This is a genomic window from Hydrogenophaga sp. H7, from assembly GCF_002025745.1.
In the GTDB taxonomy this organism is placed as follows: Bacteria; Pseudomonadota; Gammaproteobacteria; order Burkholderiales; family Burkholderiaceae_C; genus Hydrogenophaga; species Hydrogenophaga pseudoflava.
Genome location: NZ_MCIC01000017.1, coordinates 378,578 through 402,144, shown reverse-complemented (window position 1 = coordinate 402,144; position 23,567 = coordinate 378,578). Strand labels below are relative to the sequence as shown.

Sequence of the window (23,567 nt, the reverse complement as noted above, 5' to 3'; positions counted from 1 at the left end):
TGAAGTCCCCTTGAAAACCTGAACCACCCGGAAGTAGAGAATTCCCCAAGACGGAGTCTCTACATGAAGAAATCCAGATTCAGCGAAGCGCAGATAGTCGGCATCCTCAAGGAGGTCGAGATGGGTGCCAAGGTCGGCGAGACGTGCAGGAAGCACGGCGTGAGCGAGCCGACCTACTACAAGTGGAAGAGTCAGTTCTCTGGCATGACGGTCTCGCACCTGGCGCAGCTTCGGCAACTGCAGGACGAGAACGCCAAGCTCAAACGCATGTATGCCGACCTGGCGCTCATGCACCACGCGCTCAAGGACGTTGTCGACCGAAAGCTCTGACCCCGGAGCGTCGCGAGATGGTCGTTCAAGCCCTCATGGCCGAGCACGGCATGAGCGAGCGCCGAGCCTGCCAGGCCAGCGGCATTGCCCGCTCCACACTGCGCTACCGACCCATTGCGCGCGACGACTCCGGGGTCATCACCTTCATCCAGATGCACATGGCGCTCAACCCGCGCCACGGCTTTGGCCTGCTTTACGACAGTGCCCGCCACCAAGGCAAGCCCTGGGGCAAGACGGTGCTTTGGCGCGTGTACTGCGAGCTGCGGCTGAACCTGCCACGGCGCGGCAAGAAGCGTTTGCCGGCGCGCATCAAGCAACCGCTGGAGGCTGCTGGCCAACCCAATCAGGGTTGGAGCTGCGACTTCATGGCCGATGCACTGTGGTCCGGCAGGCGATTCAGGACCTTCAACGTCATCGATGAGTTCAACCGCGAGGGCCTGCGTATCGAGGTCGACACCAGCCTGCCGGCAGCCCGTGTCATACGTGCCTTGAATGAGCTGGTGGAAGTGCGCGGAGCGCCGCTGTCGATTCGCCTGGACAACGGCCCGGAGTTCATCGCTCACGCTCTGTCCGAATGGGCGAAATCCAAGGGCATCGCGCTCAATCACATCCAGCCAGGAAAGCCCACGCAAAACGCCTATGTCGAACGATTCAACAAGACCTACCGAACCGAGGTGCTGGACTGCTATGTCTTCGAGTCATTGCAGGAGGTGCGTGATATGACGGCCGACTGGCTGCACCGCTACAACCACCAGCGCCCCCATGAATCTCTCGGCCGAATCCCACCGGTCGAGTACCGTGTCAAACTGTTCCCCAACCTCTACTTCTGACTGGCTCAGGAATTCGAGGGGACTTCAGAGTCACTAAGGCAGTTTGCAATATCAGATCTCTATCGCCCTCTCAGAGAAAAGACATCCGAATGCCTGACGATTAGATCGAACGCCTTGGGTGCGCTTTCTGCATACTCAGGAATACTAAAGAGTATCAATGGCTACGCCAACGAATTCATGAAGAATGAAGCTCTGCGATCAGCAAATCTATCTGGAGCAGAAGCACTGCTCAAGCCAATACTTGATCAGCTATCTGAGTACGCCAAGAAAGCCATGGAGGGTCAAACGGCCGCAAATCACTGCAAGCACACACTGAACAACATGGCTGCCGAAGCGGCTACCGTACTAGGATTAAACAAAGAATATTCAGAGCTATATTCAAAGCAAATAAAGCGCCACCCAAAGGTGGTAAGCATGATGCGAGAAGACGATATACTTTTATCAGTGATTACTAGCCCATCTCGAACAGTAGCTCTCGGACTCGCATTCAAAGATGGAGTTGAAGGAGACAAGGGCAGAATGATATCTGCCATGTCAAAGTTGAAGTCTTCGCTCGAAAAATCGGTACGACAAAGCGAGGCAGCATTGACATACGAAAGAGAAATGACCTCACTCGCATACAGGGAAGACTCAGAGGTATCTCAACTATTTCTCTCAAACCTCAAACATCGCTTTGAACTAACTCCAAAATCCACCCTCGCTCAGGCTGCGATAGAGGCAAAGCAGCTATTTTTGCCATCTGATAAGCAAGGCAATGGGCCTGAACGAGCTGAAAAGCTAGATCGCGCGCAGAAATAGCGACAGTTCGCTATGCGGCGAGATTTCGCAACACCGTCTTCAACACCTTCCCATAGTTGTTCTTCGGCAGCGCCTCCACAAACTCATACCGCTTGGGCCGCTTGAAGCGGGCGATCTGGTCCAGGCAGAAGGCGTCGAGCGTCTTCGCATCCAATGCCGCCCCGGATTGCGGCACCACAAACGCCACCACGATTTCGCCCCATTCGGGGTCGGGCGCGCCGACCACGGCGACTTCGGCCACTCCGGGTGCGTGCAGCAGCACCTCTTCCACCTCGCGTGGGTAGATGTTGCTGCCGCCGCTGATGATCAGGTCCTTGCTGCGGTCCTTGAGGGTCAAAAAGCCGTCGGCGTCGAGCGCGCCCATGTCGCCGGTCCAGAGCCAGCCATCGCGGATGGCGGCTGCGGTGGCCTCGGGGTTGCGCCAGTAGCCGGCCATGACGCTGTCACCCCGGATCAGCACTTCACCGACCTCGCCCACGGGCAGCAGCTGGCCGTCCGGCCCCGCGACGCGGATGCGCACGGGGGTCTGCGCCACGCCGACGGAGGCGATGCGTGCTTCGTGCCGCGGGTGGGCGGTGTCTGCCAGGTGGGCGCGGCCGAGGGCGGTGCCGGTCATGGGGCTTTCGCCCTGGCCGTAGATCTGCACGAAGCGCGGGCCCATGGTGCGCAGCGCGCGGCGGATGTCGGCGGCGTACATGGGTGCGCCGCCGTAGACGATGGTCTTGAAGCTCTGGCCGCACTGCTCGGGTGTGAGGCCCTGCGCCTCGGCTTCGTCGACGATGCGTTTGACGATGGTCGGGGCGGCGAACAGCGAGAGGGGCCCCAGTTGTCGGCCCAGTTCGAACAGCTCGGCGGCGTCGAAACCGCCCGAGGCGGGCACCACGTGCCGCGCGCCGGCCATGAGGTGCGGGAGGGCGTAGAGCCCCGCCCCGTGCGACATGGGCGCGGCGTAGGCGATGGCGTCACCCGGATCAACGGGGTCCACGTCGTTGAAGTAGCCCAGCCCCATGGTGAGCAGGTTGCGGTGCGTGATCATCACGCCCTTGGGCCGGCCGGTGGTGCCGCTGGTGTAGAACAGCCAGGCGGTGTCGTCGGGGGCGCGCTCTTCTATATATGAGAGGCCTTCGCCGTCGTTGATCCAGGCGTCGCATTCGGCGCTGTCCACCTCCATCACGCCGTCCAGTCCGGTGAGTTCCGCCGGATCCGGCACGATGTCCGCCGTGACGAAAGCCCACCGTGCCCCGGCGTTCTCCACGATCCACTGGACTTCCTTGAGGTGCAGCTTGGCGTTCACCGGCACCGCCACCAGCCCGGCCCACCACGCGCCGAACAGCAGTCCCAGGTAACGCGGGTGGTTGCGCATGAAGAGCACGACGCGGTCGCCGGGCTGCAGTCCGGCAGCGCGCAGGTGAGCACCTACTCTCGCGGCACGTTCCGCCCACTGGCTGTGGGTGGCCACGGGCTGGGTGCCGCTGTAAATGGCCGGGCGGTCCGGGTGTTCGAGGGCCTTGCGCTGCAACAGGTGGGCGAGGTTCATGGGGCCGTCTCCGGTAGGGGGCAGGAAAGGGGATTGTGGGCCGGCGTCAGGCAGCCGGAGGGTGTGCGGCCTTACAGTGGTTCGCATGAGCGACACCTTGCCCCCGTTGATCACCGCGCTGCTGGAGCCTGCGCGCTACACACACCCCGTCGACCGCGTCGAGCTGACGGAAACGCACGGCGCCTGGGTGCTGCTGGCGGGCGAGTTCGCCTACAAGATCAAGAAGCCGGTGCGCTTCGCGTTCATGGACTTCAGCACACTGGCCGCGCGGCGCCACGCCTGCGAGACCGAGATCCGCGTGAACCGGCGCTTCCAGCAGCACGACCGGCCGGCCACCCACATCTACCTGGGCGTGCGGCCCATCGTCGGCGCGCCAGGCGATCCGCGCTGGGGCGAGGCCGGCACCGAAGACGATCTGCGGGCGATGGAGTTCGCGGTGCAGATGCGCCGCTTCGACGAGGCAGCGCGGCTGGACCATGTGTGCCGGCGCGGCGCGCTGACGGCGGAACACATCGCCGGGCTGGCGCGGCGCATGGCGGCGTTCCAGGCGCGCGCGGCGGTGGCCGGCAAGACCCAGCCCTGGGGCCACGCGACGGCGGCGATGCGCTGGCCGCGCGACAACTTCAACACCCTGCGCGCAATGCTGAAGGCGCCCGCCGACGCTGCGCTGGTGCAGGCGCTGAGCGACTGGACCGAGCAGCGCTTCATCGCCATCGAGCCCCTGCTCTCGCGGCGGCGGCAGAAGGAGCGGGTGCGCGAAGGCCACGGCGACCTGCACCTGGCCAACCTCGTCCTCATCGACGGCGAGGTGCTGCCCTTCGACGCCATCGAGTTCAACGACGAGCTGCGCTGGATCGACGTGGCCAGCGACATGTCCTTCTGCTGGATGGACCTGCTGGACCACGGCCAGCCGGGGCTGGCGAACGTGCTGCTGAGCGAGTGGACCGACGCCAGCGGCGACGTGTCGGCGCACACCGTCTGGGGCTTTTTTGCCAGCTACCGGGCGGGCGTGCGCGCCAAGGTGGCGGCGATCCGCGCGGGGCAGCTGGCCGGCACGCCGGAAGCGGACGAACACCTGGCCGAGGCCCGGCGCTACCTGGCGCTGGCGCAGGACATCGCCCACCCGCCCGCGCCGCAGCTGGTCATCACCCACGGCCTGTCGGGCAGCGGCAAGACCTGGGCTTCGGGCCGCTGGCTGCAGGCCGAGGCGAGTGGCCGCGCGATCCGCCTGCGCTCGGACGTGGAGCGCAAGCGCCTGCACGGCGTGAGCCCGCTGGCGGCCAGCGGCTCGGGCCTGAACACGGGCCTGTACCGTCCGCAGGCGCATGAGGAAACCTACGCCTCGCTGCGCGCGCGCGCGCGCATGCTGCTGCAGGACGGCTGGTCGGTGGTGGTGGACGCGGCCTTTCTGCGCGAAGCCGAGCGGCGCTCGTTCGCCGAGCTGGCCGAGGCCGAGGGCTGCCCCTTCCACATCCTGGCCTGCGAGGCGCCGGCCGACGAGCTGCGGCGGCGCATCAGCGCGCGCCATGCCAGTGGCAAGGACGCCTCGGAGGCGACGCTGGCGGTGCTGGAGCAGCAGTTCGGCTGGCTGGAGCCGCTGACCGAGGCCGAGCGGGTGCTGGCGCTGCCGGCCTGAGGCCGGCAGACGCCGCGCAAGCGCCCGCCTTCGCGAACGCTCAGCGCCCGAAGATGCCGCGCAGGATGCTGCCGGCCGCGCCGGGCAGGCCGCCCGAGGGCTTGTCTTCCTGCGACGCCGGGGCGCTGTCGCGGCCACTGGCCATGCCCGCCATGTCCATGCCGAGCATCGCCATGGTCTGGCTCTTGGCGCGCACGCGCACCGCCCACTCGGGCTGCCAGTTGTTCGGGGCCTTGGGCGGGCGCACCGGGTGGCTGAAGTGGCTCTCGGGGCCGTAAGCGATCATGCGCAGCATCGCGCCGCCGGCCTCGGCCCGGCCACCGCCGCCCTGCCCACCCGCGAAGATGCCCTGGGGCACGGCGCACTGCGTGGTCTCGGGCGACAGCAGCACCTTGTCCTTCACCCACTTGGTGGCCGTGGTTTCGGTGAGGTAGTCGAACAGGCCCAGGCCGGCGTCGCCGTTGTCGGCGCTGGACCAGAGCACCATGTCGTCGCCCGCCATGCCCATGGCGTGCAGGTGGTAGGCGGCGGCGCGCGGCACGGGCTGCCACGACAGGCGGATGCTCTGCGACGGGTCGCCCTGCTGCTGCAGCTGGATGGCGGGCATCAGGTCCTGCCGCTCGGCCAGGGTGAACTGCATCGAATCGGGCACGCCCTCGCCGCGCACCTGGTGCACGCCCTGCAGCGAGGTGTCGGCCTTCGGGTTCACCGTGTTCTTCTCGTTGGGATAGAGCGCGTGCTGCGCGCCCACGCGGGCCGCGCGCTCGGGCGCCATGCGGCCAGCCAGTGCGCCCGCCCAGGCCGCAGGGTTGTTCGACAGGTTGATGACCTTGGGCTGGCCGGCGCGCACCGCCTCGCCGCAGCCCCAGTAGATGAGGATGCGGCCCTTGATCTCGGGCACCTCCGCCGGGCCGCCCTCGCCCGCCTCCTTGAAGCTGGGGCTGGGCGGCACCAGCGGCAGCGACTCGCCCATGCCCATGGTCAGCGGCACGAACAGCGCGGCCTCGGTGCCGGGTTTGCGCGGGTTGTACAGCGCCACGTCGATCACGCGGCTGGGCGGGAAGGCACCGGTCAGGCCCGGCTGGCTGCCCTGCTGGATGAAGCGGCCGCTGGCGTGGCCGTAGACGTGTGACCCACCACCACCCTTGCCGCCGCCGAACAGCCCGCCGATGACGCCGCCCACGCCGCCCTGCATGAACTCGGGCATGCCGGTCATGGTGGAAGTGGAAAGGTCGATCCAGAGCTGGGTGGGGGCGGTCTGGGCCTGCGCCACCAGTGGTGTGCACGCCAGCGCGGCGACCGCCGCCAGGGGTTGAAGGGATTGCACGAGCTGCTTCGAAAAACGCTGCACCATGGGGTTCCTCCGTTGCGGGCGACGGCCTGCAAAAACCATGATACGCCGCGCCCCTGGCGCTTCCAAGACGGCGTGCAGCGCCGCGTTCCCCCGGGCAAGGCATGCGGCCGGCGTGTCGGCGCTGTCCGACACGCCGGCGCGGGCGCGGCCGACAGGCCGTCGCGGCCGGCGGCCGGAACATCCGGTCACCTGCGACCTCCGGACCTCCGCCATGAACATCCCCCACACGGTCATTTCCACCACACCCGCCCAGCCGGTGATGCCCGGCGTGCAGCGCTTCGTGCTCTGCGGCGCCGCGCTGGCGCTCGGCATCCTGGGCCTGCACTTCGGCAAGGCGCTGCTGATTCCGCTGGCGCTGGCGGCGCTGCTGGCTTTTGCGCTCGACCCGGCCGTGAACTGGCTGCAGCGCCGGCGGTTGCCGCGGGGTCTGGCCGTGGGACTGGTGATGACATTCGCCATGACCGGACTGCTCGGTGCCGCCGCCGTGGCGACGGTGCAGGTGGGCGAACTCGGACAGGAACTGCCCACCCACCGCCAGAACATCCAGAAGAAGCTGCGCGAGCTGCGCCCGGCGCTGACGCCCTCGGGCACCACGCGGGAGGTGACGCGCCTGATGGACATGGTGGCGCGGGAAGTCGAAACCACCACGCGCGCGTTCGAGCCCCCGGGCACCGCGGCCCCCAAGGTGCAGCAGGTGGCGGTGGAAACCCGCAGCGGCAGCGCCCGCACCATCGACCTGGTGATGACGGTGGGCGTGCAGCTGGCCACGGTGGCGCTGGTGCTGATACTGGCGGTCATCATGCTGCTGCAGCGCGCCGAACTGCGCGACCGCCTGCTGCGGCTGCTGGGCGGCGACACGCCGCGCATGGCCGCGGCGCTGACGGAGTCGGGCCGGCGGGTGAGCCGCTACCTCACCGCGCAGCTGATGGTGAACCTGGGCTACGGCCTGCCGATGGCCCTGGGGCTGTGGTGCATCGGGGTGCCGGGCGCCTGGCTGTGGGGCGGGCTGGCGACGGTGCTGCGCTTCGTGCCCTACCTGGGACCGGCGCTGGGCGCGGTGTTCCCGCTGGTGCTGGCGTTCGCGGTCGACCCCGGCTGGTCGATGGTGCTGTGGACGCTGGGCCTGATCGCCACGCTGGAGCTGGTCAGCAACAACGTGGTCGAGCCCCTGGCCTACGGCGGCTCCACCGGCGTCTCGCCGCTGGCGGTGCTGCTGTCGGCCGCGTTCTGGGCGCTGCTGTGGGGACCGGTGGGGCTGGTGCTGGCCACACCGCTGACGGTGTGTCTGGTGGTGATGGGCCGGCACCTCGCGCCGCTGCGCTTCTTGGACGTGCTGTTCAGCAGCGCACCGCCGCGCCGGGCGGTGTCGGCTGCGTCCTACACGCCGCGCTGACATTGGCCGACACCGGCGGGTGCCACCCGCGCGCACACTGAATCCATCGCAGCCGTGGCGCTGCGGTAACCCACCAGGAGATTGCCATGCTGCATTACGCCGTCGTGTTCCTAGTGATCGCGCTGATCGCCGCCGTGCTGGGCTTTGGAGGCATTGCCGCCAGCGCCGCCGGCATCGCGAAGATTCTGTTCTTCGTGTTCCTGATCATGGCCGCGGCCACCTTCGTCTTCGGACTTTTCAAGCGCTGACGGGCGTTCACACCGCCCTGTTTCATTCCCTTCCTTTCAATCACAGGAGATTCCTATGAGCACCAAAGTCAAGACCGCCATGGACAACGCCCAGGACATGATCGATGCCGGTGTGGACACCGCACAGCGGGCCGTGGCCCGCACGGCCGACCGGGCCGATGAGGCGCTGAGCGACTCGCGCCGCGCCGCGGCCGAGGCGGAAGCGAGCATCCAGGCCGGCCTGCGCCAGGTGCGCGATGCCGTGCCGGTGCACCTGAACCGCGCCGCCCACCGCGCCGAAGACCTGGCCCGTGCGGGCATCGACAAGGCCCGCGCCGCGGGCACGGTCGTGGCCAACAAGGCCCACGAGGTGGGCGAGCGCACCACCGACTACGTGCGCCAGGAACCCGCCAAGGCCCTGCTGATGGCCGCCGCAGCGGGCGCCGCGGCCACGCTGCTGGTGACCTGGGCCGCCCGCCGCCGCGCCGAGCGCTACTGACACCGGCCGGGGCCCGCACGGTGATACACCCCGCCTTCATGGCCCTGGCGCGGCAGCCTGGCCTGGTGCTGGAACATGCCGACGCCTATGTGGACCTCGCCTCGGCCGAGCTGGACGAGTGGGGCGCGCAGTGGAAGCACCGTGCCGGGCTGAACAGCGCCGCCGCCCTGCTGGCGGTGCTGGCCCTGGGGCTCGCGGGTGTGGCGGGGATTGCCGTGGCGGTGGTGCCGCTGGCGTCCATGCCCATGCCCTGGCTGCTGGTGGTCATCCCCGCGGTGCCGCTGCTGCTGGCGGCCCTGCTCGCCTGGCGCGCACACCGCCTGGAAAAGTCGCCACCCTTCGCCGCCCTGCGCCAGCAGATGGCGCAGGACCTGGCGACGCTGCGCATCCTGGACGAAGAATGAGCCCGCAACCTTCTTCGCCCGATCGACCGCCGACGGCTGCCCAGCGCAAGGCGCTGGCGCTCGCGCGTCTGGACGCCTCGCGCACGCTGCTGATCCAGCGGCTGTACCCGGCACCGTCGGACCGGGGCGCTCACGCCGATTCGGACAGCGCAGGCGTGGTTGGTCTGGTGGCCTCGCTGATGAATGTCCTGATGGCCCGCGCCCAGCGCGACGGCCTGCCCCGGGCCGCCTGGCGCACCGCGCGTGCGCTGGCGCGCCGCTGGTGGACCCGCCAGCCCTGGCACGCCTCGGTCGAGCTGGTGGCGGGCACCCTGGCCGACGAGGTGAAGCCGGTCGTGCGGCGGCATCCGTGGGCCAGCCTGGCGGTCGCGGCTGCCGTGGGCGGCGCCTTGGTGATGGCCCGGCCCTGGGTGGCGCACACGCTGCGCCGCCAGACCCGCGACCTGCCCCACCGCGTGGGCCGCATGCTGTGGCAGCAGCTGGCGCAAGCGCCGGTGCAGCTGGCCCTGCTCGGCGCACTCACCGCCTGGCTCAAAGACAGGGGCCAGGACCCGAGCCCGCCCCCATCACCCTCTCCACCTCCACCCCCACCGCCCGCCAACAGCCCGTGAGGCTGCGCGGCACCAGAGGGCTCACTGGATCAGCCCGTTGGTCATCGCGTAGTAGGTGAGTTCGCTGTTGCTGGAGAGCTTGAGCTTTTCCAGCACGCGGGTGCGGTAGGTGCTCACCGTCTTCACGCTCAGGAACATGGCCTCGGCCATGGCGCCGATGGTCTCGCCCTTGGCCAGCCGCAGGAAGACCTGCAGCTCGCGCTCGGACAGCAGCTCGTGCGGCGGCCGGTCCAGGCCGCCGGCCACACCTTCGGCCAGCAGCGTGGCCACCGCCTGGCTGATGTACTTGCGGCCCATGGACACGGTGCGGATGGCCAGCACGATCTCGTCCGGTTCGCACTCCTTGTTGAGGTAGCCGCTGGCGCCCAGGCGCAGCAGGTTGGTGGCGTAGTGCGCCTCGGGGAAGCCGCTGAGGATGAGCACGGCCAGGTCGGGGAAGCGGGCCTTGATGGCCTTGAGCGCGTCCACGCCGCTCTGGTCGGGCATGGAGATGTCCAGCAGCAGCACGTCCACCTCGCCCGCGCGGGCCAGCTCCAGGGCTTCGGCGCCGTTGGTGGCTTCCCCCGTGACGCGCAGGTCCACATGGTCGGCCAGGTACTGCCGCAGCCCGGCCCTCACCACCGCGTGGTCGTCGACGATGCCAATCCGGATCATGCGTTCTCCTTGTGTCTGGTTCTCTCGTGCGTGCCGCCCGCAGGCGGCTCAACCAATGTAGCGCGGGGTAGCCGCGCTGTCCGTCAGACAGTTCCTACACCCCTCCGACAGCCGGGCGGGGCGCTGTCCTACAGGGGCACAGGGGCCCGACCGACAGCCCGCGGGCGCTGCGTTTTCTACAGTGACCACACAGCGCGGCGAGTCCTTCGCCCTGGCTGTTCCGGGTCGGTCCACGCACCGGCCCGGCCTTCCGCCAACCCATCCAAGGAGCACGAGATGAAACTTTCCAACCGAGCACAAGTGGTCATTGCCACCACCGCCGTTCTGCTGTCGCTGACCGCCTGCGGACAGAAGGAGGAGGCCACGGTCGGCCAGAAGATCGACGGCGCCATGACCAGCACCGAGCAGGCCGCCCTGCAGGCGCGCCAGGACATGGAGAGCACTGCCGCCGACATCAAGCGCGAAGGTGAGCAGGCCGTCCAGTCCGTGACGACCGCAGCCACGGACATGGCCATCACCACCCAGGTCAAGGCCGCACTGGCCGCCGACGACCAGCTCAGCGCTTTGAAGATCGAGGTTGACACCGTGCAGGGCGTGGTGTCGCTGACCGGCCCGGCGCCCAGCGCCGAAGCCGCCGAACGGGCCACCACACTGGCCAAGGCCGTCGAAGGCGTGACCGAGGTCCAGAACAAGCTGGTGGTGGGCTGACAGGGCCGACCCTGAACCGACCACCGATCACCCACCCAACACAGGAGATCCACATGCTCAAGACCATCGCCCTCGCCTCGGCCCTCGCCCTCGGCGCTGTCACCATCACCGGCTGCGCCGTGGCGCGCGACCAGCAGACCGTGGGGTCCTACATCGACGACACCACCATCACCACCCAGGTCAAGGCCCGCTTCGCCGAAGACCCGATCGTCAGCGCCATGTCCATCAAGGTGGAAACGCTCAAGGGTGTGGTGCAGCTCTCGGGCTTTGCCAAGAACAGCGCCGAACGCGATCAGGCCGCCACCATCGCGGCCAACGTGAAAGGCGTCACACGTGTGACCAACGACATCATCGTGAAATAAAGTGTGTCAGACATGTCCTACAGCGGTGGCCACGCACAGTGGCTATCGTTGCAGGACTCTCCAGGCCCGTGTTCCATGCCAACCCTCAGCGCATTCATCGTCGAAGACAACCCCACCATCCTCAGCAACCTGGTCGCCACCCTGGAGGAGCTGACCAGCGTCCGGATCGTGGGGTCTGCGCCTTCCGAGGAGGCCGCGGTGCGCGGGTTGCACGAACATGCCACCGACCTGGACCTGGTGATCGTGGACATCTTCCTGGCCGCCGGCAGCGGCCTGGGCGTGCTGGAAGCGGCGCAGGGCATGCAGATGCGCGCCCAGCGCGTGGTGCTCTCCAACTTCGCGACCCCGGAGGTGCGGCGGCGCTGCCTGGCGCTGGGGGCGGCCGAGGTGTTCGACAAGTCCCGCGACCTCGACGCCCTGATCGACTATTGCGACAAGCTGGCCGAGGCCTGAGACTGCCGCATGCCTCCGCCGCCCAGCCTCACGCCCGACGCCGAACGCGTCCAGCGGTTCCGCCATCGCTTTGAACTGGCCGCCCGCGGCCGCTACACCATGCCCATCGTGATCGCCCTGGGGGTGGTGGGCATGGTGGTCAACGAGAGCGCCTACCAGCACTCCGGGGCCACGCTGGACAACGACATCGCACTCACCGACGCCCGCGTGAAATCGGCCGAGACGCTGCAGCGGCTCACCGAAGTGGGCCTGTACGCCCGCTCCTACATCCTCACCGCCAGCCCCGAGGAGGCCATCCGCTACCGCGCCGCGGTGGAGGAGCTGCAAGCGGTCAAGGACAGCGCCTTCGCCCTGATCACCCGGGAAGTTCCGGAGGAGACGGTGTCGGTGGAACCGATCGAGCGCCTGATCGACGAACACATCCGCACCACCGAGTCCTGGATCGCCATGGTGGCGCGCGGCGAGCGCGCCCCGGCGATCGCCGCCGCCGCCAGCAGCGCCAGCCTGGAGCGCCGCAACGCCCTGCGCCAGGCCTTTGCCGAGGTGCTGGAACAGACGGCCGCGGTGCAGCAGAAGTCGCGGGTCAACCTCTACGACGCGCTGATGATCAACCGCATGGCCGTGCACCTGCTGGCGCTGGCCACCATGCTCGGCCTGTTCCTGTTCCAGCGCCAGTTGCACCGGGGCGACCAGCAGATGCTCGAGGAAGGGCAGCGCCTGGCGGCCCGGGTGAAGGAACGCACCGCCGAGCTGACCGAAATGGCCAACCACCTGGTCAACGCCCGGGAGGACGAGCGCGCCCACATCGCCCGCGAACTGCACGACGAGATGGGCGGGCTGCTGACGTCGATGAAGCTGGACTTTGCCCGGCTGCGCCGCCAGCCCGACCTGCCCGCGAAGGCGGTCGAGCGCATCCTGGCGATCGAGGCCCGCCTGGGCGAGGGCATCGCCCTCAAGCGCCGCATCATCGAAGACCTGCACCCGTCCGCGCTGTCGCAGCTGGGCCTGGTGCAGGCGCTGGAGATCCTGTGCCGCGAGATGGCCGAGCGGCTGGACAGGCCGGTGCACGCCGAGCTGCAGGATGTGGCCCTGGACAAGCCGGCGCAGCTCGCGCTCTACCGCATCGCACAGGAGTCGCTGACCAACATCGGCAAGTACGCCGGTTGCACCGAGGCCCGGGTGCGCCTGCAGGCCGAGGGGCCCACGGTGCGCCTGAGCGTTCACGACAACGGCAAGGGTTTCGACCCGCAGCGCGTGCCGCACGGCCGCCACGGTCTGCTGGGCATGCGCGTGCGGGTGGAGTCGCACGGCGGCACGCTGCGGGTGGACAGTGCGCCCGGCGCCGGCACCACCATCGTCGCCACGCTGCCGTCCCGGCCGGTGCCGGCCTGAGCCGGGCCGCCCCCGCAGCAAATTTCAAAGCCGAAAAGCGGTTTTCAATGGGCGCGCGCCACCGCCGCCGCTACGATCCGGTGCATTCAAGCCCACCCCGGAGACAACCCATGCCCGTGATCACCAACATCGAAGACCTGCGCGTCCTGGCCGAGAAGCGCGTGCCGCGCATGTTCTACGACTACGCCGATTCCGGCTCGTGGACCGAGGGCACCTACCGCGCCAACAGCGAGGACTTCCAGAAGATCAAGCTGCGCCAGCGCGTGGCGGTGAACATGGAAAACCGCACCACCGCCACCAAGATGGTGGGGCAGGACGTGAAGATGCCGGTGTGCATCGCGCCCGTGGGGCTGACCGGCATGCAGAGCGCCGACGGCGAGATCAAGGCGGCCAAGGCGGCCGAGCGCTTCGGCATCCCGTTCACGCTCTCGACCATGAGCATCTGCTCGATCGAGGACATCGCGCAGAACACCACGGCGCCGTTCTGGTTCCAGCTCTACATGATGCGTGACCGCGAGGCCATGGCCCGCATGATCGAGCGCGCCCGCGCGGCCCGCTGCAGCGCGCTGGTGCTGACGCTGGACCTGCAGGTGATCGGCCAGCGCCACAAGGACCTGAAGAACGGCCTGACCGCGCCGCCCAGCCCCACCATCGCCAACATCATCAACCTGATGACCAAGCCGCGCTGGTGCCTGGGCATGGCGGGCACCAAGCGCCACAGCTTCGGCAACCTGGTGGGCCACGTGAAGGCGGTGACCAACATGAAGTCGCTGGCCTCCTGGACCAACGAGCAGTTCGACCCCACGCTGTCGTGGGAAGACGTGGCCTGGGTCAAGGCGCAGTGGGGCGGCAAGCTGATCCTCAAGGGCATCATGGACGTGGAGGACGCGAAACTGGCCGTGGCCAGCGGCGCCGACGCCATCGTGGTGAGCAACCACGGCGGCCGCCAGCTCGACGGCGCGCCCAGCAGCATCGAGGCCCTGCCGGCCATCGTGGCCGCGGTGGGGGAGCAGATCGAGGTCTGGATGGACGGCGGCATCCGCAGCGGGCAGGACGTGCTCAAGGCCTGGGCCCTGGGCGCGCGCGGCACCATGATCGGCCGCGCCATGGTCTACGGCCTGGGCGCGATGGGCGAAGAAGGCGTGTTCAAGGCGCTGCAGATCATCCACAAGGAACTGGACATCACCATGGCCTTCTGCGGCCACACCAACATCCAGAACGTGGACACCGGCATCCTGCTGCCGGGCACCTACCCGACCGCCTGAATCAGCTCAGCGCGTCGAGGATTCGTTTGAGGGCCCACCACAGCGTGGCCATGTCGGACGACGGTCCGACCGCGCGGGCCTCGTGCCAGCGCAGGCCACGGGCCTCGGTCGTGCTGCGCAGCGAGTCGCTGAACCAGCTGTCGGCCCCCAGCCCGACGATCACCGGCTGGTGGTGCACGTGCTGGCAGGCCGTCAGCAGCCGGTCCAGCAGGTGTTCGTTGCGTTCGGCGTCGGCATCCAGCAGGATCACCACCGCTGCGTAGTCGGGCAGAAAGGCGTGGGTCATGCCCATCGCCAGGCCCTTGCGGGCATTGACGATCAGCCGCCGGCCGGCCGCGGCCTGCTGCGGCAGGTCGAGGTAGTCGCTTTCCACGTCCAGCGCATCGCGCGCCGCACCAGCAAAGCGCCGGTGCACCACGGCCCGCTGTTCGTGGGCGGACAGCCAGCGCAGCAGATCGAAGGCATCGGTGCGGGCGGCCGACATCATCATCACCCGCTGGTAGCTGCCGTCGTTCGCAGCGGCCACCTCGACGTGTCCCGGCAGCGGTGAACACAGGCTGCGCCAGACGCTGGCCGGCTCGTAGCCCCTGCCCTTCTGGTGGCGCTCCTGCAACGCCATCACGCGGCGCGCGAACTCGCCGGTGGTCTCGGTGGTTTGGGCGATGGAGCCGATCCAGGGCTTGAACAGGCGCGGCTTGCCCACGCTCTCGTGCACCACCCGCAGGCTGCGATGGCGCGGATCAAGCGCGACCCGCTCCAGCAGTGCCCTGATGCCGTCGGGCGGCCCCTCGATCCACTCGACGAACCAGCCGCAGCGGTGCATCAGCGCGACACGGAGGTTGTGGGCCTGGTTGTTGACCACCGCGTGGTCGCGGATGCGGCGCATCTCGTCGAGCACGGGCCCATCGACCTGGCAGATGCTGGCGTAGATCAGGCGGCCGAGCTCCTGGCGCGACAGTTCGCTGCCGCTGTCCGGCCAGTTGGTGTTGTCGGGGTCCTGCAGTACGGAACTCATGCGAAATTGTCCCCCTGCAACGACCGGACGAGCATGCACAGGCTGTGCAGGATGTCATGCCTGCAGGGGTTTTGAAGCCACGGCGAGGGGCGCCAGCCGGGTTCAGAGACTGGCCGGCTGGGTCTCGGCCAGCCAGGGCGACAGCGCCACCGGAGCCTGCGGCCGCAGCACCCAGGTGCGCCGCAGCACCCGCTCGGGCTCGTCGTGTGCATGCAGGGCCAGTTGTTCGGCCAGGTTGATGATGCGGACTGCGGCGGATTCGTCGGTGCCGGCCGGCACGTCGACCACACCGATGGCCACTTCCGGCTGGAACGGCAGCGAGAGCGGATCGGGACCGACGCTGACCGACATGCGCAGTTCGCGCAGCACCCGCTCGGTCACCAGCTCGGCGCGCGTCGGGTCCTGAACGGCCGAGAGGGCCAGCACGAAGCAGCGCTGGTGGTACAGGCCCACGACGTTGCGGAACCCCACCAGTTGCCGGATGCGCGCCGACAGCGCCACGAGGATGTCCCCTTCCGGGTTCATGACCGGCGACTCGCGGTAGGCGTACAGGTTGGACACCGACACCGCGGCCACGAGGCAGGGGCGGCCCATGCGCTGGCTGCGCCAGAGCGCATCCTCCACCCGTGCCACCAGATGGGCGCCGACGGGGAGGCTGGCCGAGGCCATCGCCGGCACCTGGCCCGCAGCCTGGCGCCGCAGGTGCCGGAAGTGGCGGCTGCGCTGGCGCACCAGCACGACCACGGTGGTGAAGTAACCGACGGTGGCACAGGCGGTGAGCGTCCAGTAGGCGTTGCCCATGTCCATGCCCAGGCCCTTGGCGTACAGCCCGGCGGTCATCTGGGCCAGGCAGAGACAGGCCAGCACCATCCAGCGCGAGAGCTGGTCGCCCAGTGTCACGCTGCGCACGGCGATCAGAACGCCCATCAGCACCGCTAGGCTGTTGACCGCGCCGGTCAGCAGGAGCACGGTGTCGGCCGGCAGGCCGGCGACTACCAGGCCCAGCAGGAGGAAGGTGCCGCCCACCAGAAACGACGCACCCGGTCCCATCACGCGCCGCACCAGCAGGTCTTCGCTGCGCAGGCCCGACCACAGCCCGAGGTAGGTCATCGCCAGCGCGCCGCACAGGGGGCCGATCGTGGCCTTCAGCGGCAGCCAGTTGATCTCGTTCCAGGAGGGCCACAGCGCCTCCGGCAGGCCCGACATCAGGATGCAGGCGCCACCGGTGAGCACCAGGCTCAGCCACGAGCGGGCCGACGACAGGCTGGGGCGGGTGGCCACGTCGAACGTCGCCGCCACGGTCAGGGTCACCAGGACACCCGCCATGGCAGACCAGATCGCCATTTCTAGAACTTGCATGGCTGGCCGTGAGTGAAAAAGGACCTCCGCTTCTGTGGCATCGGATGCCGGCGCCGCAGGCGGTGGACGGCGTTCAGGATGCGGCGCAGTGTACCGCCGCTGGTGTCAGGCAGCGCCCCGGCCCCCCGCCCCTCGCGGGCATACTTCCGGCATGAACGATCCGCACACCGTCCCGACCGACACCCCCCGCGCCCCCGCCAGCCGCCGCGTCTCGCCGTGGTGGCGCGCACTGGCCATCGTCCTGCTGCTGGCGCTGATGCTGGGCTGGGCCGCCAGCGCCAGCCTCTACGAACAGCTCAAGGCGCAGATCGGCCACCTGCAGGCCAAGGTGGCCAACGTGCCGCAGATCCGCCACATCGCGGTGCTGCTGGACGACCAGGGGGCTGCGGCCATGCTGGTGACCATGGACCCGCAGGCCGGTGTGCTGCAGCTGCAGCGCCTGAACGAGGTCAAGGAAGGCCGCGAAGACAGCATGCAGCTGTGGGCGGTGAAGGACGGCCAGGCGCCGCGCTCGCTGGGCGTGATCGAGAGCAAGTTCAAGACCCTGCAGCTGCCGGCGCAGGAGGCGGCGCTGGCGGGCGTGGCCGAGCTGGCGATCAGCGTCGAAGACAAGGGCGGTGTGCCGGAAGCCCAGGGCCCGCGCCTGCCCTGGCTGTTCAAGGGCGCCCTGGTGCACAAGGCCATATAAGGGCAGCTCCGGGGCGGGCTCGGCCGGGCGCTGCGGCGCTATGCTCGCGGCACCGTGACCGAGTCCGCGCCCCGACCCCGCCGCATCGCCCACCTCGACATGGACGCGTTCTACGCGTCGGTCGAGCTGCTGCGCTACCCGCAGCTCAAGGGCCTGCCCATGGTCATCGGCGGCGGGCGCCGGCGCGAAGCCGAAATGTTCGAACGCCTGCGCCAGGCCTGGCCCGAACGCGAGTGGGGCCCGGCCACGCTGGACCGCATCCCGGTGGACTTCTTTCCGCGCCTGAAGGACTACGTGGGCCGTGGCGTGGCCACCACCGCCACCTACGCGGCGCGCCAGTTCGGCGTCGGCTCGGCCATGGGGCTGATGAAGGCCGCCAAACTGTGTCCGGACGCCATCCTGCTGCCGGTGGACTTCGAGGAGGTCAAGCGCCTCTCGCGCCTGTTCAAGCAGACCATCCTGGAGATCGCGCCGGTGATGCAGGACCGCGGCGTGGACGAGGTCTACATCGACTTCACCGACGTGCCCGGCGGCCAGCGCGAGGGCGGGCGCGTGCTGGCGCGGCTGATCCAGAAGTCCATCTTCCAGGTCACGGGACTGACCTGCTCCATCGGCGTGGCGCCCAACAAGCTGCTGGCCAAGATGGCCAGCGAGTTCAACAAGCCCAACGGCATCAGCATCGTGCAGCCGGAGGACCTGCAATCCCTGATCTGGCCCCTGCCCTGCCGCAAGATCAACGGCGTCGGCCCCAAGGCCGACGCCAAGCTGCAGAGCCACGGCATCCACACCATCGGCGAGCTGGCGGCGCGCGAAAAACACTGGCTGGTCGAGACCTTCGGCAAGAGCTACGGCGCCTGGCTGCACGAGTCCGCCTGGGGTCGCGACGACCGGCCGGTGGAGACCGAGAGCGAGCCGGTCAGCATGAGCCGCGAGACCACGTTCGACCGCGACCTGCACGCGGTGCGCGACCGGGCCGAAGCCGGCGCCGTGCTCACGCGGCTGTGCGAGCAGGTGGCCGCGGACCTGCAGCGCAAGGGCTACACCGGCCGCACCATCGGCATCAAGATCACCTTCGACAACTTCGAGAAGGTCACGCGCGACACCACCATAGCCGTGGCCACCGCCGATGCGGCCGTCATCCGCCGGCACGCGGGCCTGTGCCTCAAGCGGGTGGACCTGTCCCGGCGCTTCCGCCTGCTGGGCGTGCGCGTGGGCAAGCTGGTCAAACCCGGGACAGAAGGTGCCGAGGCGGCGCACTACAGTGGCGCGACCCCTCCCCCCCGACACCCGAAAGCCGACCATGAGCGCACCGACCTGCTTTTCCCTGAACTGGATTGACGGGCACATTGCCCACCTGGTGCTCAGCCGCCCCGAGGCGATGAACACCATGCACCCGACCTTCTGGCGCGAGCTGGACGAGATCGTCACGCAGCTGCACCGAGAGGGCACGGCGCGCGCGCTGGTCATCAGCTCCACCGGCAAACATTTCAGTGCCGGCATGGCGCTGGAGACCTTTGCCGGCGCGATCCAGATGGACGACCAGAGCCCGGAAGGCCGCGCCGCCATCTTCGACCTGCTGACCGACATGCAGGCCACGTTCACGAAGATCGAAGCGCTGCGCTGCCCGGTGATCTTCGCCATCCAGGGCGGCTGCATCGGCGGCGCGGTGGACATGGTCACCACCGGCTGCATCCGCTACGCCACGCAGGATGCCTTCTTCTGCATCCAGGAAATCAACATCGGCATGGTGGCCGACGTCGGCACGCTGCAGCGGCTGCCGAAGCTGGTGCCCTTCGCCGTGGTCAAGGAGCTCGCCTACACCGGCCGCCGCCTGCCGGCCGCCAAGGCGCTGGCCTACGGCCTGATCAACGAGGTGTTCGACACGCCCGAGGCCCTGCTGGCCGCCGCGCTGCAGTGCGCGAAGGAAATTGCCAGCAAGCCGCCCATCGCCATCTGGGGCACCAAGCAGGCCGTGACCTACGCGCGCGACCACAGCGTGGAGGACAGCCTGCGCCAGATGGGCTGGCTGCAGGGCGCGATCTGGAGCAACGCACACGTGCGCGAGTCCATCGCCGCGATGAAGGACAAGCGCGCGGGCTCGTTCACGCCGCTGTCGGCGCTGCAATCCTTCAAGGAACTGGGCTGAGCGCGCGGCGGGCGCCGCTCAGGGCTTGCAGCTGGCGTTGCCGCGCACCACGGTGCCGTCGCGGCACTCGGTGATGATGTCCGCGTCGTCCGTGCGCGAGGCCACGGTGGCGGCCGGCCGGGCCGGACGCCCCGCCGCCGGTGGCGTGCTGGCCCGCACGTAGACCAGCTTGCGCGCGCCGCGGGCGCAGGTGCCGACCACCTTGCCCGCCACCTCGGCGTCCGCGTCCACCACGATCACCGCAAAGCCGGTGGCACCGGTGCTGGCGATCTGGAACTCGATGTGCTCGCGCAGCGGTTCGCAGATGTCGGCGGCAAAAGCACCGCTGCTCACCAGGCCCAGGGCCAGCGCGGCCCAGCGTGTGGATCTCATCGCACGCCCCCTCAGGACGCCAGCAAGCCATCGAGCCGCCGCAAACCGGCCACGGTCTGCAGGCAGGCGTCGGCCGCCTCGGTGCCCTTGACCGCAAAGTGGCGCAGGAAGTACTTGCGATGCTCGGCGTGTTCGCGGAAGTGGTGCGGCGTGTGTACGGCCAGGATGGTCGGCACACCGGTGTCCAGCTGCACGTTCATCATGGCCTGGACCACGGTCTGCATCAGCGCGTCGAACCGGTAGATGCCGTCGTCCACCACCAGCGCGCTGCCGACCACGGCGGCGTAGCGGCCCGAACGGGCCAGGCGCTGGGCGTGCAGCGGAATCTCGAACGCACCGGGCACATCGAACAGGTCGATGCGCTCCGGGCCGATGCCGGCTTCGGCCATGCGGGCGAGGAAGGCGTCGCGCGCCTGCTGGACGATGTCGGCGTGCCAGACGGCCTCGACGAAGGCAAAGCGCAGACCGGCAGGCAGGTCGGTGGGAAAGGTGGCGGGGGTAGTGGTGCTCATGGATGCCGGTATTGTCCGGGATGTCAGGCCCCGGTGATCCAGCCTTCGAGCGGGTCGAACGGTGGCAGACCGTAACAGGGGTGACCCGAGGTGTGCTGCTGCAGCGCCCAGGCCGCCTGCAGCAGGCACAGCACTGCGTCGAGGGTGTCGCCGCTGGCGTCGTCGGCCAGGGCGTCGCGCTGGGCGTGGCTGAGCTTGAGGCGCAGGCCGGCGCCGCGCAGCAGCGGCGCGTCGCCCAGCTCCAGCGCGTGGATCAGGGTCTTGCGCGCGATCAGGCGCTCGGGCGTCTGCTTGGCCCGGTCGTCGCTCTTGTACGAGGTGCTGCCGAGCACACTGCGCGCCAGCAGGCCGGGGTAGGCCTCCAGCGCCACGCGCCGCGGGTCACCCTCGTGCAGGCCGGGCAGGCTCGCACCGGCGGCGATCAGGCGCGGCACGCCCGCGTGCAGCATGAAGGCCACCGGCGGATTGACCCACTTCATGCTCGGGCTCGACCCGGCCGGGCCGTCGGTGGCGCGGTGGGCGAACTTGCCACCGGCCGGGCGCGCATCGCAGAAGGCCGCGAAGGTATCGCGGATCTGTTCGCGCGTGAGCGCCGCATAGTGCGCCATGCAGTCGCACCAGGCGGTGGGCCAGCCCAGGGTTTCGACCAGCTCGCGCGGCAGGCCGAACGGCAGGTCGAAACCGCCGACCCAGCCGCCGCCGGGCGACTCGGCCAGCCGGGCCTGCCAGGCGTCCAGGGTCTCGAAGGTCTCGATGCGCTCCAGCAGCACGCGCCCGCGGTCGCTGCGGCCCACGGCCAGCGTGACCGGCTTGCGCTTCGAGGGCGCGCTGGTGAAGTCGCAGCCCAGCAGGGTGACGGGGTGCCTGTCCATCGTCGTCACCCGAGTCCCAGCGCCGCCACGCCCGCCGCGATGCAGCAGGCCCCCAGGATGCGCAGACCGCGTTCACCTTCACCCAGCAGCTGGCCGCCGATCAGCGCCGCGAACAGCATCGACACCTCGCGTGCGGGGGCCACGTGCGAGAGCGGCGCCTGCTGCATCGCGTAGAGCACCAGCACGTAGGCGATGGGGCTGACCGCCGCGACGGCCAGGGCGTAGCGCCACTGCTTCTGCCACAGCACCCAGGCGGTGGCGCGGTCGCGCAGCACGGCCGGCGCCAGCAGGGCCACGCGCACGAAGTTGCCCATGTAGTCCACCAGGATGGGCGACATCAGCAGCCAGCGCACCGCATAGCCGTCGACCAGGGTGTAGGACGCGATGAAGGCGCCGGTGAGCACGCCGTAGAACATGCCCTTGCGCACCCGCTTGCGCGCCACCGGGTCGTGCGCCGCGCGCCACAGGCCCGGACCGCCCGCGATCAGGAACACGCCCAGCACCACGCCCGCGATGCCCGCCGCGCCCAGGGCCGAGATGCGCTCGCCCAGGAACACGATGGCGACCAGCGACGACAGCAGCGGGCCGCTGCCGCGCGCCAGCGGGTAGACCACGGTCAGGTCGGCCTTGCGGTAGCCACGCAGCAGGATCACGTAATAGAAGACGTGCAGGACGCCGCTGGCCACCACCAGCGCCCACTCGGTGCGGCCCCAGGTCGGCACCACGTCGCGCCCCAGCCACCAGCCCAGCGGCGCCCAGAGCAGCATCATGATGAAGGCGGTGAAGAAGGCGAAGCGCGCATCGCCCGCCGCCTTCTTGGCGACGATGTTCCAGCCGGCGTGGATCAGGCCGGCGAGCACGATGAGCGCGAAGGCAGTGGGGGTCACACGAAAACCAAAAAAAGACCGCAGGCCCGCCAACGGGGCACTGCGGCCTCACAGGAAAAAGAGTCAGGCTCTTCCGATGATCGAAGCAGTCGCCATCAGCTCTTCGAGCAGGGCCAGCGAGACCTTGCCCGAGACCTGGTACGGATCGAACTCGGGCCGCTCGGAGTACTTGAGAACGATGGAGGTGTTGAGCTTGGCCAGGTTGACCGTGCCCATGGTCCAGCCGCCGAAGCGACGCTCGCTGATTTCCTCGTAGTGCAGCAGCGCCACGTCGGTGTGGCGCTTGTCGAGCACGATGTGGTTGTAGAGCGTGTTGACCGCGTCGCGCCCGCCCTCGATGGCTTGCAGGAAGATGCCGCCGCCGTAACACAGCACGCCGGTGATGCCGTGGTGGAGGTTGTGGGCGCGGGAGGTTTCGAGGATCGACTCCATGGACTTGGCGCAGTCCTTGTCGATCGCACGGCTGACGTATAGCAGGCGTACCAGCATAGTGGTTTCCTCAGGATTTGCGGGGAATGAGGGAGAGGAATTCGCGGCGCAGGTTGGGGTCCTTGAGGAACACGCCGCGCATGACCGAGTTGATCATCTTGCTGTCCATGTCCTTCACGCCGCGCCAGGCCATGCAGTAGTGGCTGGCCTCCATGACGATGGCCAGGCCGTCGGGCTGGGTCTTCTCCTGGATCAGGTCGGCCAGCTGCACCACGGCCTCTTCCTGGATCTGCGGACGGCCCATGATCCATTCGGCCAGCCGCGCGTACTTCGAGAGGCCGATCACGTTGGTGTGTTCGTTGGGCATGACGCCGATCCAGATCTTGCCGATGACCGGGCAGAAGTGGTGGCTGCAGGCACTGCGCACCGTGATCGGGCCGACGATCATCAGCTCGTTGAGGTGCTCGGCGTTGGGGAATTCGGTGACGCTCGGACCCTTGACGTAACGACCGTTGAAGACCTCCTTGAGGTACATCTTGGCCACGCGGCGCGCGGTGTCGCCGGTGTTGTGGTCGTTCTCGGTGTCGATCACCATGGCGTCGAGCACACCCTGCATCTTGACCGTCACCTCGTCCAGCAGCTTCTCCAGCTCGCCGGGTTCGATGAATTCGGCGATGTTGTCGTTGGAGTGGAAGCGGTGGCGCGCGGCCTTCAGGCGCTCGCGGATCTTGACCGAGACGGGGGTGCCTTCACCGTCGTCCAGCTGTTCTGAATTGCTCATGGGTGTTCCGGATTTCATCAGCATCGGGCCATGCTAACACCGCACCCCCGGCC

The 23,567-nt window shown here is 68.7% G+C and carries 27 protein-coding genes; 16 read left to right on the top strand and 11 right to left on the bottom strand.

Annotated elements, in window-relative coordinates; translation table 11 throughout:
• Nucleotides 1-63: 63 nt before the first annotated feature.
• Together BC358_RS17670 and BC358_RS21975 are read left to right on the top strand one after the other, a co-directional pair.
• Nucleotides 64-1,160 (top strand): IS3 family transposase gene (locus BC358_RS17670; protein WP_256861428.1). Its coding sequence is split into 2 segments (ribosomal slippage): nucleotides 64-316 and nucleotides 316-1,160, totalling 1,098 coding nucleotides; the frame shifts between segments, so codons are not numbered across the junction.
• 177 nt (nucleotides 1,161-1,337) lie between these two features.
• The gene (locus BC358_RS21975) at nucleotides 1,338-1,958 is read left to right on the top strand and encodes a hypothetical protein (protein WP_143434346.1); all 621 of its coding nucleotides are present in this window, start codon (nucleotides 1,338-1,340) and stop codon (nucleotides 1,956-1,958) included.
• A 10-nt stretch (nucleotides 1,959-1,968) separates the two neighbouring features.
• Here the strand turns inward: BC358_RS21975 and BC358_RS17665 are convergent, their stop codons facing one another.
• A complete protein-coding gene (locus BC358_RS17665) occupies nucleotides 1,969-3,495 on the bottom strand; it encodes an AMP-binding protein (protein ID WP_079366817.1) in 1,527 nt (508 codons plus the stop codon).
• A gap of 85 nt (nucleotides 3,496-3,580) precedes the next feature.
• Between BC358_RS17665 and BC358_RS17660 the strand changes: the two genes are divergently transcribed.
• Nucleotides 3,581-5,131, top strand: coding sequence for a bifunctional aminoglycoside phosphotransferase/ATP-binding protein (locus BC358_RS17660; RefSeq protein ID WP_079366816.1), 1,551 nt, complete (start codon nucleotides 3,581-3,583; stop codon nucleotides 5,129-5,131).
• A gap of 40 nt (nucleotides 5,132-5,171) precedes the next feature.
• Here the strand turns inward: BC358_RS17660 and BC358_RS17655 are convergent, their stop codons facing one another.
• Entirely contained in the window at nucleotides 5,172-6,485 is a 1,314-nt protein-coding gene (locus BC358_RS17655; protein ID WP_079366815.1) for a hypothetical protein, read from the bottom strand.
• A gap of 211 nt (nucleotides 6,486-6,696) precedes the next feature.
• Between BC358_RS17655 and BC358_RS17650 the strand changes: the two genes are divergently transcribed.
• The 5 genes from BC358_RS17650 (at nucleotide 6,697) to BC358_RS17630 (ending at nucleotide 9,619) form a co-directional block, all read left to right on the top strand.
• Nucleotides 6,697-7,878, top strand: a complete 1,182-nt coding sequence (locus BC358_RS17650; protein ID WP_179130100.1) for an AI-2E family transporter — start codon at nucleotides 6,697-6,699, stop codon at nucleotides 7,876-7,878.
• Between the two features lie 86 nt (nucleotides 7,879-7,964).
• Entirely contained in the window at nucleotides 7,965-8,126 is a 162-nt protein-coding gene (locus BC358_RS17645) for a DUF1328 domain-containing protein (RefSeq protein WP_079366813.1), read from the top strand.
• A 55-nt stretch (nucleotides 8,127-8,181) separates the two neighbouring features.
• Nucleotides 8,182-8,604 (top strand): hypothetical protein, encoded by a 423-nt coding sequence (locus tag BC358_RS17640; RefSeq protein WP_079366812.1) that lies wholly within the window; start codon nucleotides 8,182-8,184, stop codon nucleotides 8,602-8,604.
• Nucleotides 8,605-8,642: 38 nt separating this feature from the next.
• Nucleotides 8,643-9,008 carry a phage holin family protein gene (locus tag BC358_RS17635; RefSeq protein ID WP_079366811.1) on the top strand — a complete coding sequence of 122 codons (366 nt, stop codon included), beginning with the start codon at nucleotides 8,643-8,645 and terminating at the stop codon, nucleotides 9,006-9,008.
• Nucleotides 9,005-9,619, top strand: coding sequence for a hypothetical protein (locus BC358_RS17630; RefSeq protein WP_079366810.1), 615 nt, complete (start codon nucleotides 9,005-9,007; stop codon nucleotides 9,617-9,619). Before BC358_RS17635 ends, BC358_RS17630 begins: the two co-directional genes overlap by 4 nt.
• 21 nt (nucleotides 9,620-9,640) lie before the next feature.
• Here BC358_RS17630 and BC358_RS17625 read toward each other — a convergent pair whose 3' ends face one another.
• Complete coding sequence (locus BC358_RS17625) at nucleotides 9,641-10,273, bottom strand: response regulator transcription factor (RefSeq protein WP_066153090.1); 633 nt, start codon at nucleotides 10,271-10,273, stop codon at nucleotides 9,641-9,643.
• 276 nt (nucleotides 10,274-10,549) lie between these two features.
• Here BC358_RS17625 and BC358_RS17620 point away from each other — a divergent pair, with 276 nt between their 5' ends.
• The 5 genes from BC358_RS17620 (at nucleotide 10,550) to BC358_RS17600 (ending at nucleotide 14,453) form a co-directional block, all read left to right on the top strand.
• Nucleotides 10,550-10,981 carry a BON domain-containing protein gene (locus tag BC358_RS17620; RefSeq protein WP_079366809.1) on the top strand — a complete coding sequence of 144 codons (432 nt, stop codon included), beginning with the start codon at nucleotides 10,550-10,552 and terminating at the stop codon, nucleotides 10,979-10,981.
• 53 nt (nucleotides 10,982-11,034) lie between these two features.
• On the top strand, nucleotides 11,035-11,343 hold the full coding sequence (locus BC358_RS17615; protein WP_066153086.1) for a BON domain-containing protein: 309 nt from the start codon (nucleotides 11,035-11,037) through the stop codon (nucleotides 11,341-11,343).
• Nucleotides 11,344-11,418: 75 nt separating this feature from the next.
• Nucleotides 11,419-11,796: a response regulator gene (locus BC358_RS17610; protein WP_079366808.1), complete on the top strand. Its 378-nt coding sequence runs from the start codon at nucleotides 11,419-11,421 to the stop codon at nucleotides 11,794-11,796.
• A gap of 9 nt (nucleotides 11,797-11,805) precedes the next feature.
• Nucleotides 11,806-13,188: a sensor histidine kinase gene (locus BC358_RS17605; protein ID WP_079366807.1), complete on the top strand. Its 1,383-nt coding sequence runs from the start codon at nucleotides 11,806-11,808 to the stop codon at nucleotides 13,186-13,188.
• A 110-nt stretch (nucleotides 13,189-13,298) separates the two neighbouring features.
• Entirely contained in the window at nucleotides 13,299-14,453 is a 1,155-nt protein-coding gene (locus tag BC358_RS17600) for an alpha-hydroxy acid oxidase (protein WP_066153078.1), read from the top strand.
• A 1-nt stretch (nucleotide 14,454) separates the two neighbouring features.
• Here BC358_RS17600 and BC358_RS17595 read toward each other — a convergent pair whose 3' ends face one another.
• Together BC358_RS17595 and BC358_RS17590 are read right to left on the bottom strand one after the other, a co-directional pair.
• The gene (locus BC358_RS17595; protein WP_079366806.1) at nucleotides 14,455-15,468 is read right to left on the bottom strand and encodes a BLUF domain-containing protein; all 1,014 of its coding nucleotides are present in this window, start codon (nucleotides 15,466-15,468) and stop codon (nucleotides 14,455-14,457) included.
• 102 nt (nucleotides 15,469-15,570) lie between these two features.
• Nucleotides 15,571-16,812, bottom strand: a complete 1,242-nt coding sequence (locus BC358_RS17590) for a hypothetical protein (protein WP_066153072.1) — start codon at nucleotides 16,810-16,812, stop codon at nucleotides 15,571-15,573.
• A gap of 166 nt (nucleotides 16,813-16,978) precedes the next feature.
• Between BC358_RS17590 and BC358_RS17585 the strand changes: the two genes are divergently transcribed.
• The 3 genes from BC358_RS17585 (at nucleotide 16,979) to BC358_RS17575 (ending at nucleotide 19,661) form a co-directional block, all read left to right on the top strand.
• The gene (locus BC358_RS17585) at nucleotides 16,979-17,515 is read left to right on the top strand and encodes an anti-sigma factor domain-containing protein (RefSeq protein WP_079366805.1); all 537 of its coding nucleotides are present in this window, start codon (nucleotides 16,979-16,981) and stop codon (nucleotides 17,513-17,515) included.
• Between the two features lie 99 nt (nucleotides 17,516-17,614).
• Nucleotides 17,615-18,853: a DNA polymerase IV gene (locus BC358_RS17580; RefSeq protein WP_079366852.1), complete on the top strand. Its 1,239-nt coding sequence runs from the start codon at nucleotides 17,615-17,617 to the stop codon at nucleotides 18,851-18,853.
• Complete coding sequence (locus tag BC358_RS17575; protein ID WP_079366804.1) at nucleotides 18,816-19,661, top strand: enoyl-CoA hydratase-related protein; 846 nt, start codon at nucleotides 18,816-18,818, stop codon at nucleotides 19,659-19,661. Before BC358_RS17580 ends, BC358_RS17575 begins: the two co-directional genes overlap by 38 nt.
• An 18-nt stretch (nucleotides 19,662-19,679) precedes the next feature.
• On the opposite strand, the gene BC358_RS17570 is transcribed toward BC358_RS17575, so the two are convergent.
• From BC358_RS17570 to folE, 6 genes are all read right to left on the bottom strand, one after another.
• Nucleotides 19,680-20,033: a DUF1161 domain-containing protein gene (locus BC358_RS17570; protein WP_066153064.1), complete on the bottom strand. Its 354-nt coding sequence runs from the start codon at nucleotides 20,031-20,033 to the stop codon at nucleotides 19,680-19,682.
• Nucleotides 20,034-20,044: 11 nt separating this feature from the next.
• The gene (locus tag BC358_RS17565; RefSeq protein ID WP_079366803.1) at nucleotides 20,045-20,545 is read right to left on the bottom strand and encodes a 6,7-dimethyl-8-ribityllumazine synthase; all 501 of its coding nucleotides are present in this window, start codon (nucleotides 20,543-20,545) and stop codon (nucleotides 20,045-20,047) included.
• Between the two features lie 23 nt (nucleotides 20,546-20,568).
• Nucleotides 20,569-21,417, bottom strand: a complete 849-nt coding sequence (locus BC358_RS17560) for a DUF429 domain-containing protein (protein ID WP_066153060.1) — start codon at nucleotides 21,415-21,417, stop codon at nucleotides 20,569-20,571.
• Nucleotides 21,418-21,422: 5 nt separating this feature from the next.
• Nucleotides 21,423-22,304 carry an EamA family transporter gene (locus tag BC358_RS17555; protein WP_079366851.1) on the bottom strand — a complete coding sequence of 294 codons (882 nt, stop codon included), beginning with the start codon at nucleotides 22,302-22,304 and terminating at the stop codon, nucleotides 21,423-21,425.
• Nucleotides 22,305-22,367: 63 nt separating this feature from the next.
• Nucleotides 22,368-22,793, bottom strand: coding sequence for a BLUF domain-containing protein (locus tag BC358_RS17550; protein WP_066153054.1), 426 nt, complete (start codon nucleotides 22,791-22,793; stop codon nucleotides 22,368-22,370).
• A gap of 10 nt (nucleotides 22,794-22,803) precedes the next feature.
• The gene (gene folE, locus BC358_RS17545; RefSeq protein WP_306292805.1) at nucleotides 22,804-23,514 is read right to left on the bottom strand and encodes a GTP cyclohydrolase I; all 711 of its coding nucleotides are present in this window, start codon (nucleotides 23,512-23,514) and stop codon (nucleotides 22,804-22,806) included.
• Nucleotides 23,515-23,567: the final 53 nt, after the last annotated feature.

Excerpts from the sequence above, each read along its gene's own strand:
- BC358_RS21975 (WP_143434346.1), top strand. The coding sequence starts at position 1,338 with ATGAAGAATGAAGCTCTGCGATCAGCAAATCTATCTGGAGCAGAAGCA.
- BC358_RS17665 (WP_079366817.1), bottom strand. The coding sequence starts at position 3,495 with ATGAACCTCGCCCACCTGTTGCAGCGCAAGGCCCTCGAACACCCGGAC.
- BC358_RS17660 (WP_079366816.1), top strand. The coding sequence starts at position 3,581 with ATGAGCGACACCTTGCCCCCGTTGATCACCGCGCTGCTGGAGCCTGCG.
- BC358_RS17655 (WP_079366815.1), bottom strand. The coding sequence starts at position 6,485 with ATGGTGCAGCGTTTTTCGAAGCAGCTCGTGCAATCCCTTCAACCCCTG.
- BC358_RS17650 (WP_179130100.1), top strand. The coding sequence starts at position 6,697 with ATGAACATCCCCCACACGGTCATTTCCACCACACCCGCCCAGCCGGTG.
- BC358_RS17645 (WP_079366813.1), top strand. The coding sequence starts at position 7,965 with ATGCTGCATTACGCCGTCGTGTTCCTAGTGATCGCGCTGATCGCCGCC.
- BC358_RS17640 (WP_079366812.1), top strand. The coding sequence starts at position 8,182 with ATGAGCACCAAAGTCAAGACCGCCATGGACAACGCCCAGGACATGATC.
- BC358_RS17635 (WP_079366811.1), top strand. The coding sequence starts at position 8,643 with ATGGCCCTGGCGCGGCAGCCTGGCCTGGTGCTGGAACATGCCGACGCC.
- BC358_RS17630 (WP_079366810.1), top strand. The coding sequence starts at position 9,005 with ATGAGCCCGCAACCTTCTTCGCCCGATCGACCGCCGACGGCTGCCCAG.
- BC358_RS17625 (WP_066153090.1), bottom strand. The coding sequence starts at position 10,273 with ATGATCCGGATTGGCATCGTCGACGACCACGCGGTGGTGAGGGCCGGG.
- BC358_RS17620 (WP_079366809.1), top strand. The coding sequence starts at position 10,550 with ATGAAACTTTCCAACCGAGCACAAGTGGTCATTGCCACCACCGCCGTT.
- BC358_RS17615 (WP_066153086.1), top strand. The coding sequence starts at position 11,035 with ATGCTCAAGACCATCGCCCTCGCCTCGGCCCTCGCCCTCGGCGCTGTC.
- BC358_RS17610 (WP_079366808.1), top strand. The coding sequence starts at position 11,419 with ATGCCAACCCTCAGCGCATTCATCGTCGAAGACAACCCCACCATCCTC.
- BC358_RS17605 (WP_079366807.1), top strand. The coding sequence starts at position 11,806 with ATGCCTCCGCCGCCCAGCCTCACGCCCGACGCCGAACGCGTCCAGCGG.
- BC358_RS17600 (WP_066153078.1), top strand. The coding sequence starts at position 13,299 with ATGCCCGTGATCACCAACATCGAAGACCTGCGCGTCCTGGCCGAGAAG.
- BC358_RS17595 (WP_079366806.1), bottom strand. The coding sequence starts at position 15,468 with ATGAGTTCCGTACTGCAGGACCCCGACAACACCAACTGGCCGGACAGC.
- BC358_RS17590 (WP_066153072.1), bottom strand. The coding sequence starts at position 16,812 with ATGGCGATCTGGTCTGCCATGGCGGGTGTCCTGGTGACCCTGACCGTG.
- BC358_RS17585 (WP_079366805.1), top strand. The coding sequence starts at position 16,979 with ATGAACGATCCGCACACCGTCCCGACCGACACCCCCCGCGCCCCCGCC.
- BC358_RS17580 (WP_079366852.1), top strand. The coding sequence starts at position 17,615 with ATGGACGCGTTCTACGCGTCGGTCGAGCTGCTGCGCTACCCGCAGCTC.
- BC358_RS17575 (WP_079366804.1), top strand. The coding sequence starts at position 18,816 with ATGAGCGCACCGACCTGCTTTTCCCTGAACTGGATTGACGGGCACATT.
- BC358_RS17570 (WP_066153064.1), bottom strand. The coding sequence starts at position 20,033 with ATGAGATCCACACGCTGGGCCGCGCTGGCCCTGGGCCTGGTGAGCAGC.
- BC358_RS17565 (WP_079366803.1), bottom strand. The coding sequence starts at position 20,545 with ATGAGCACCACTACCCCCGCCACCTTTCCCACCGACCTGCCTGCCGGT.
- BC358_RS17560 (WP_066153060.1), bottom strand. The coding sequence starts at position 21,417 with ATGGACAGGCACCCCGTCACCCTGCTGGGCTGCGACTTCACCAGCGCG.
- BC358_RS17550 (WP_066153054.1), bottom strand. The coding sequence starts at position 22,793 with ATGCTGGTACGCCTGCTATACGTCAGCCGTGCGATCGACAAGGACTGC.
- folE (WP_306292805.1), bottom strand. The coding sequence starts at position 23,514 with ATGAGCAATTCAGAACAGCTGGACGACGGTGAAGGCACCCCCGTCTCG.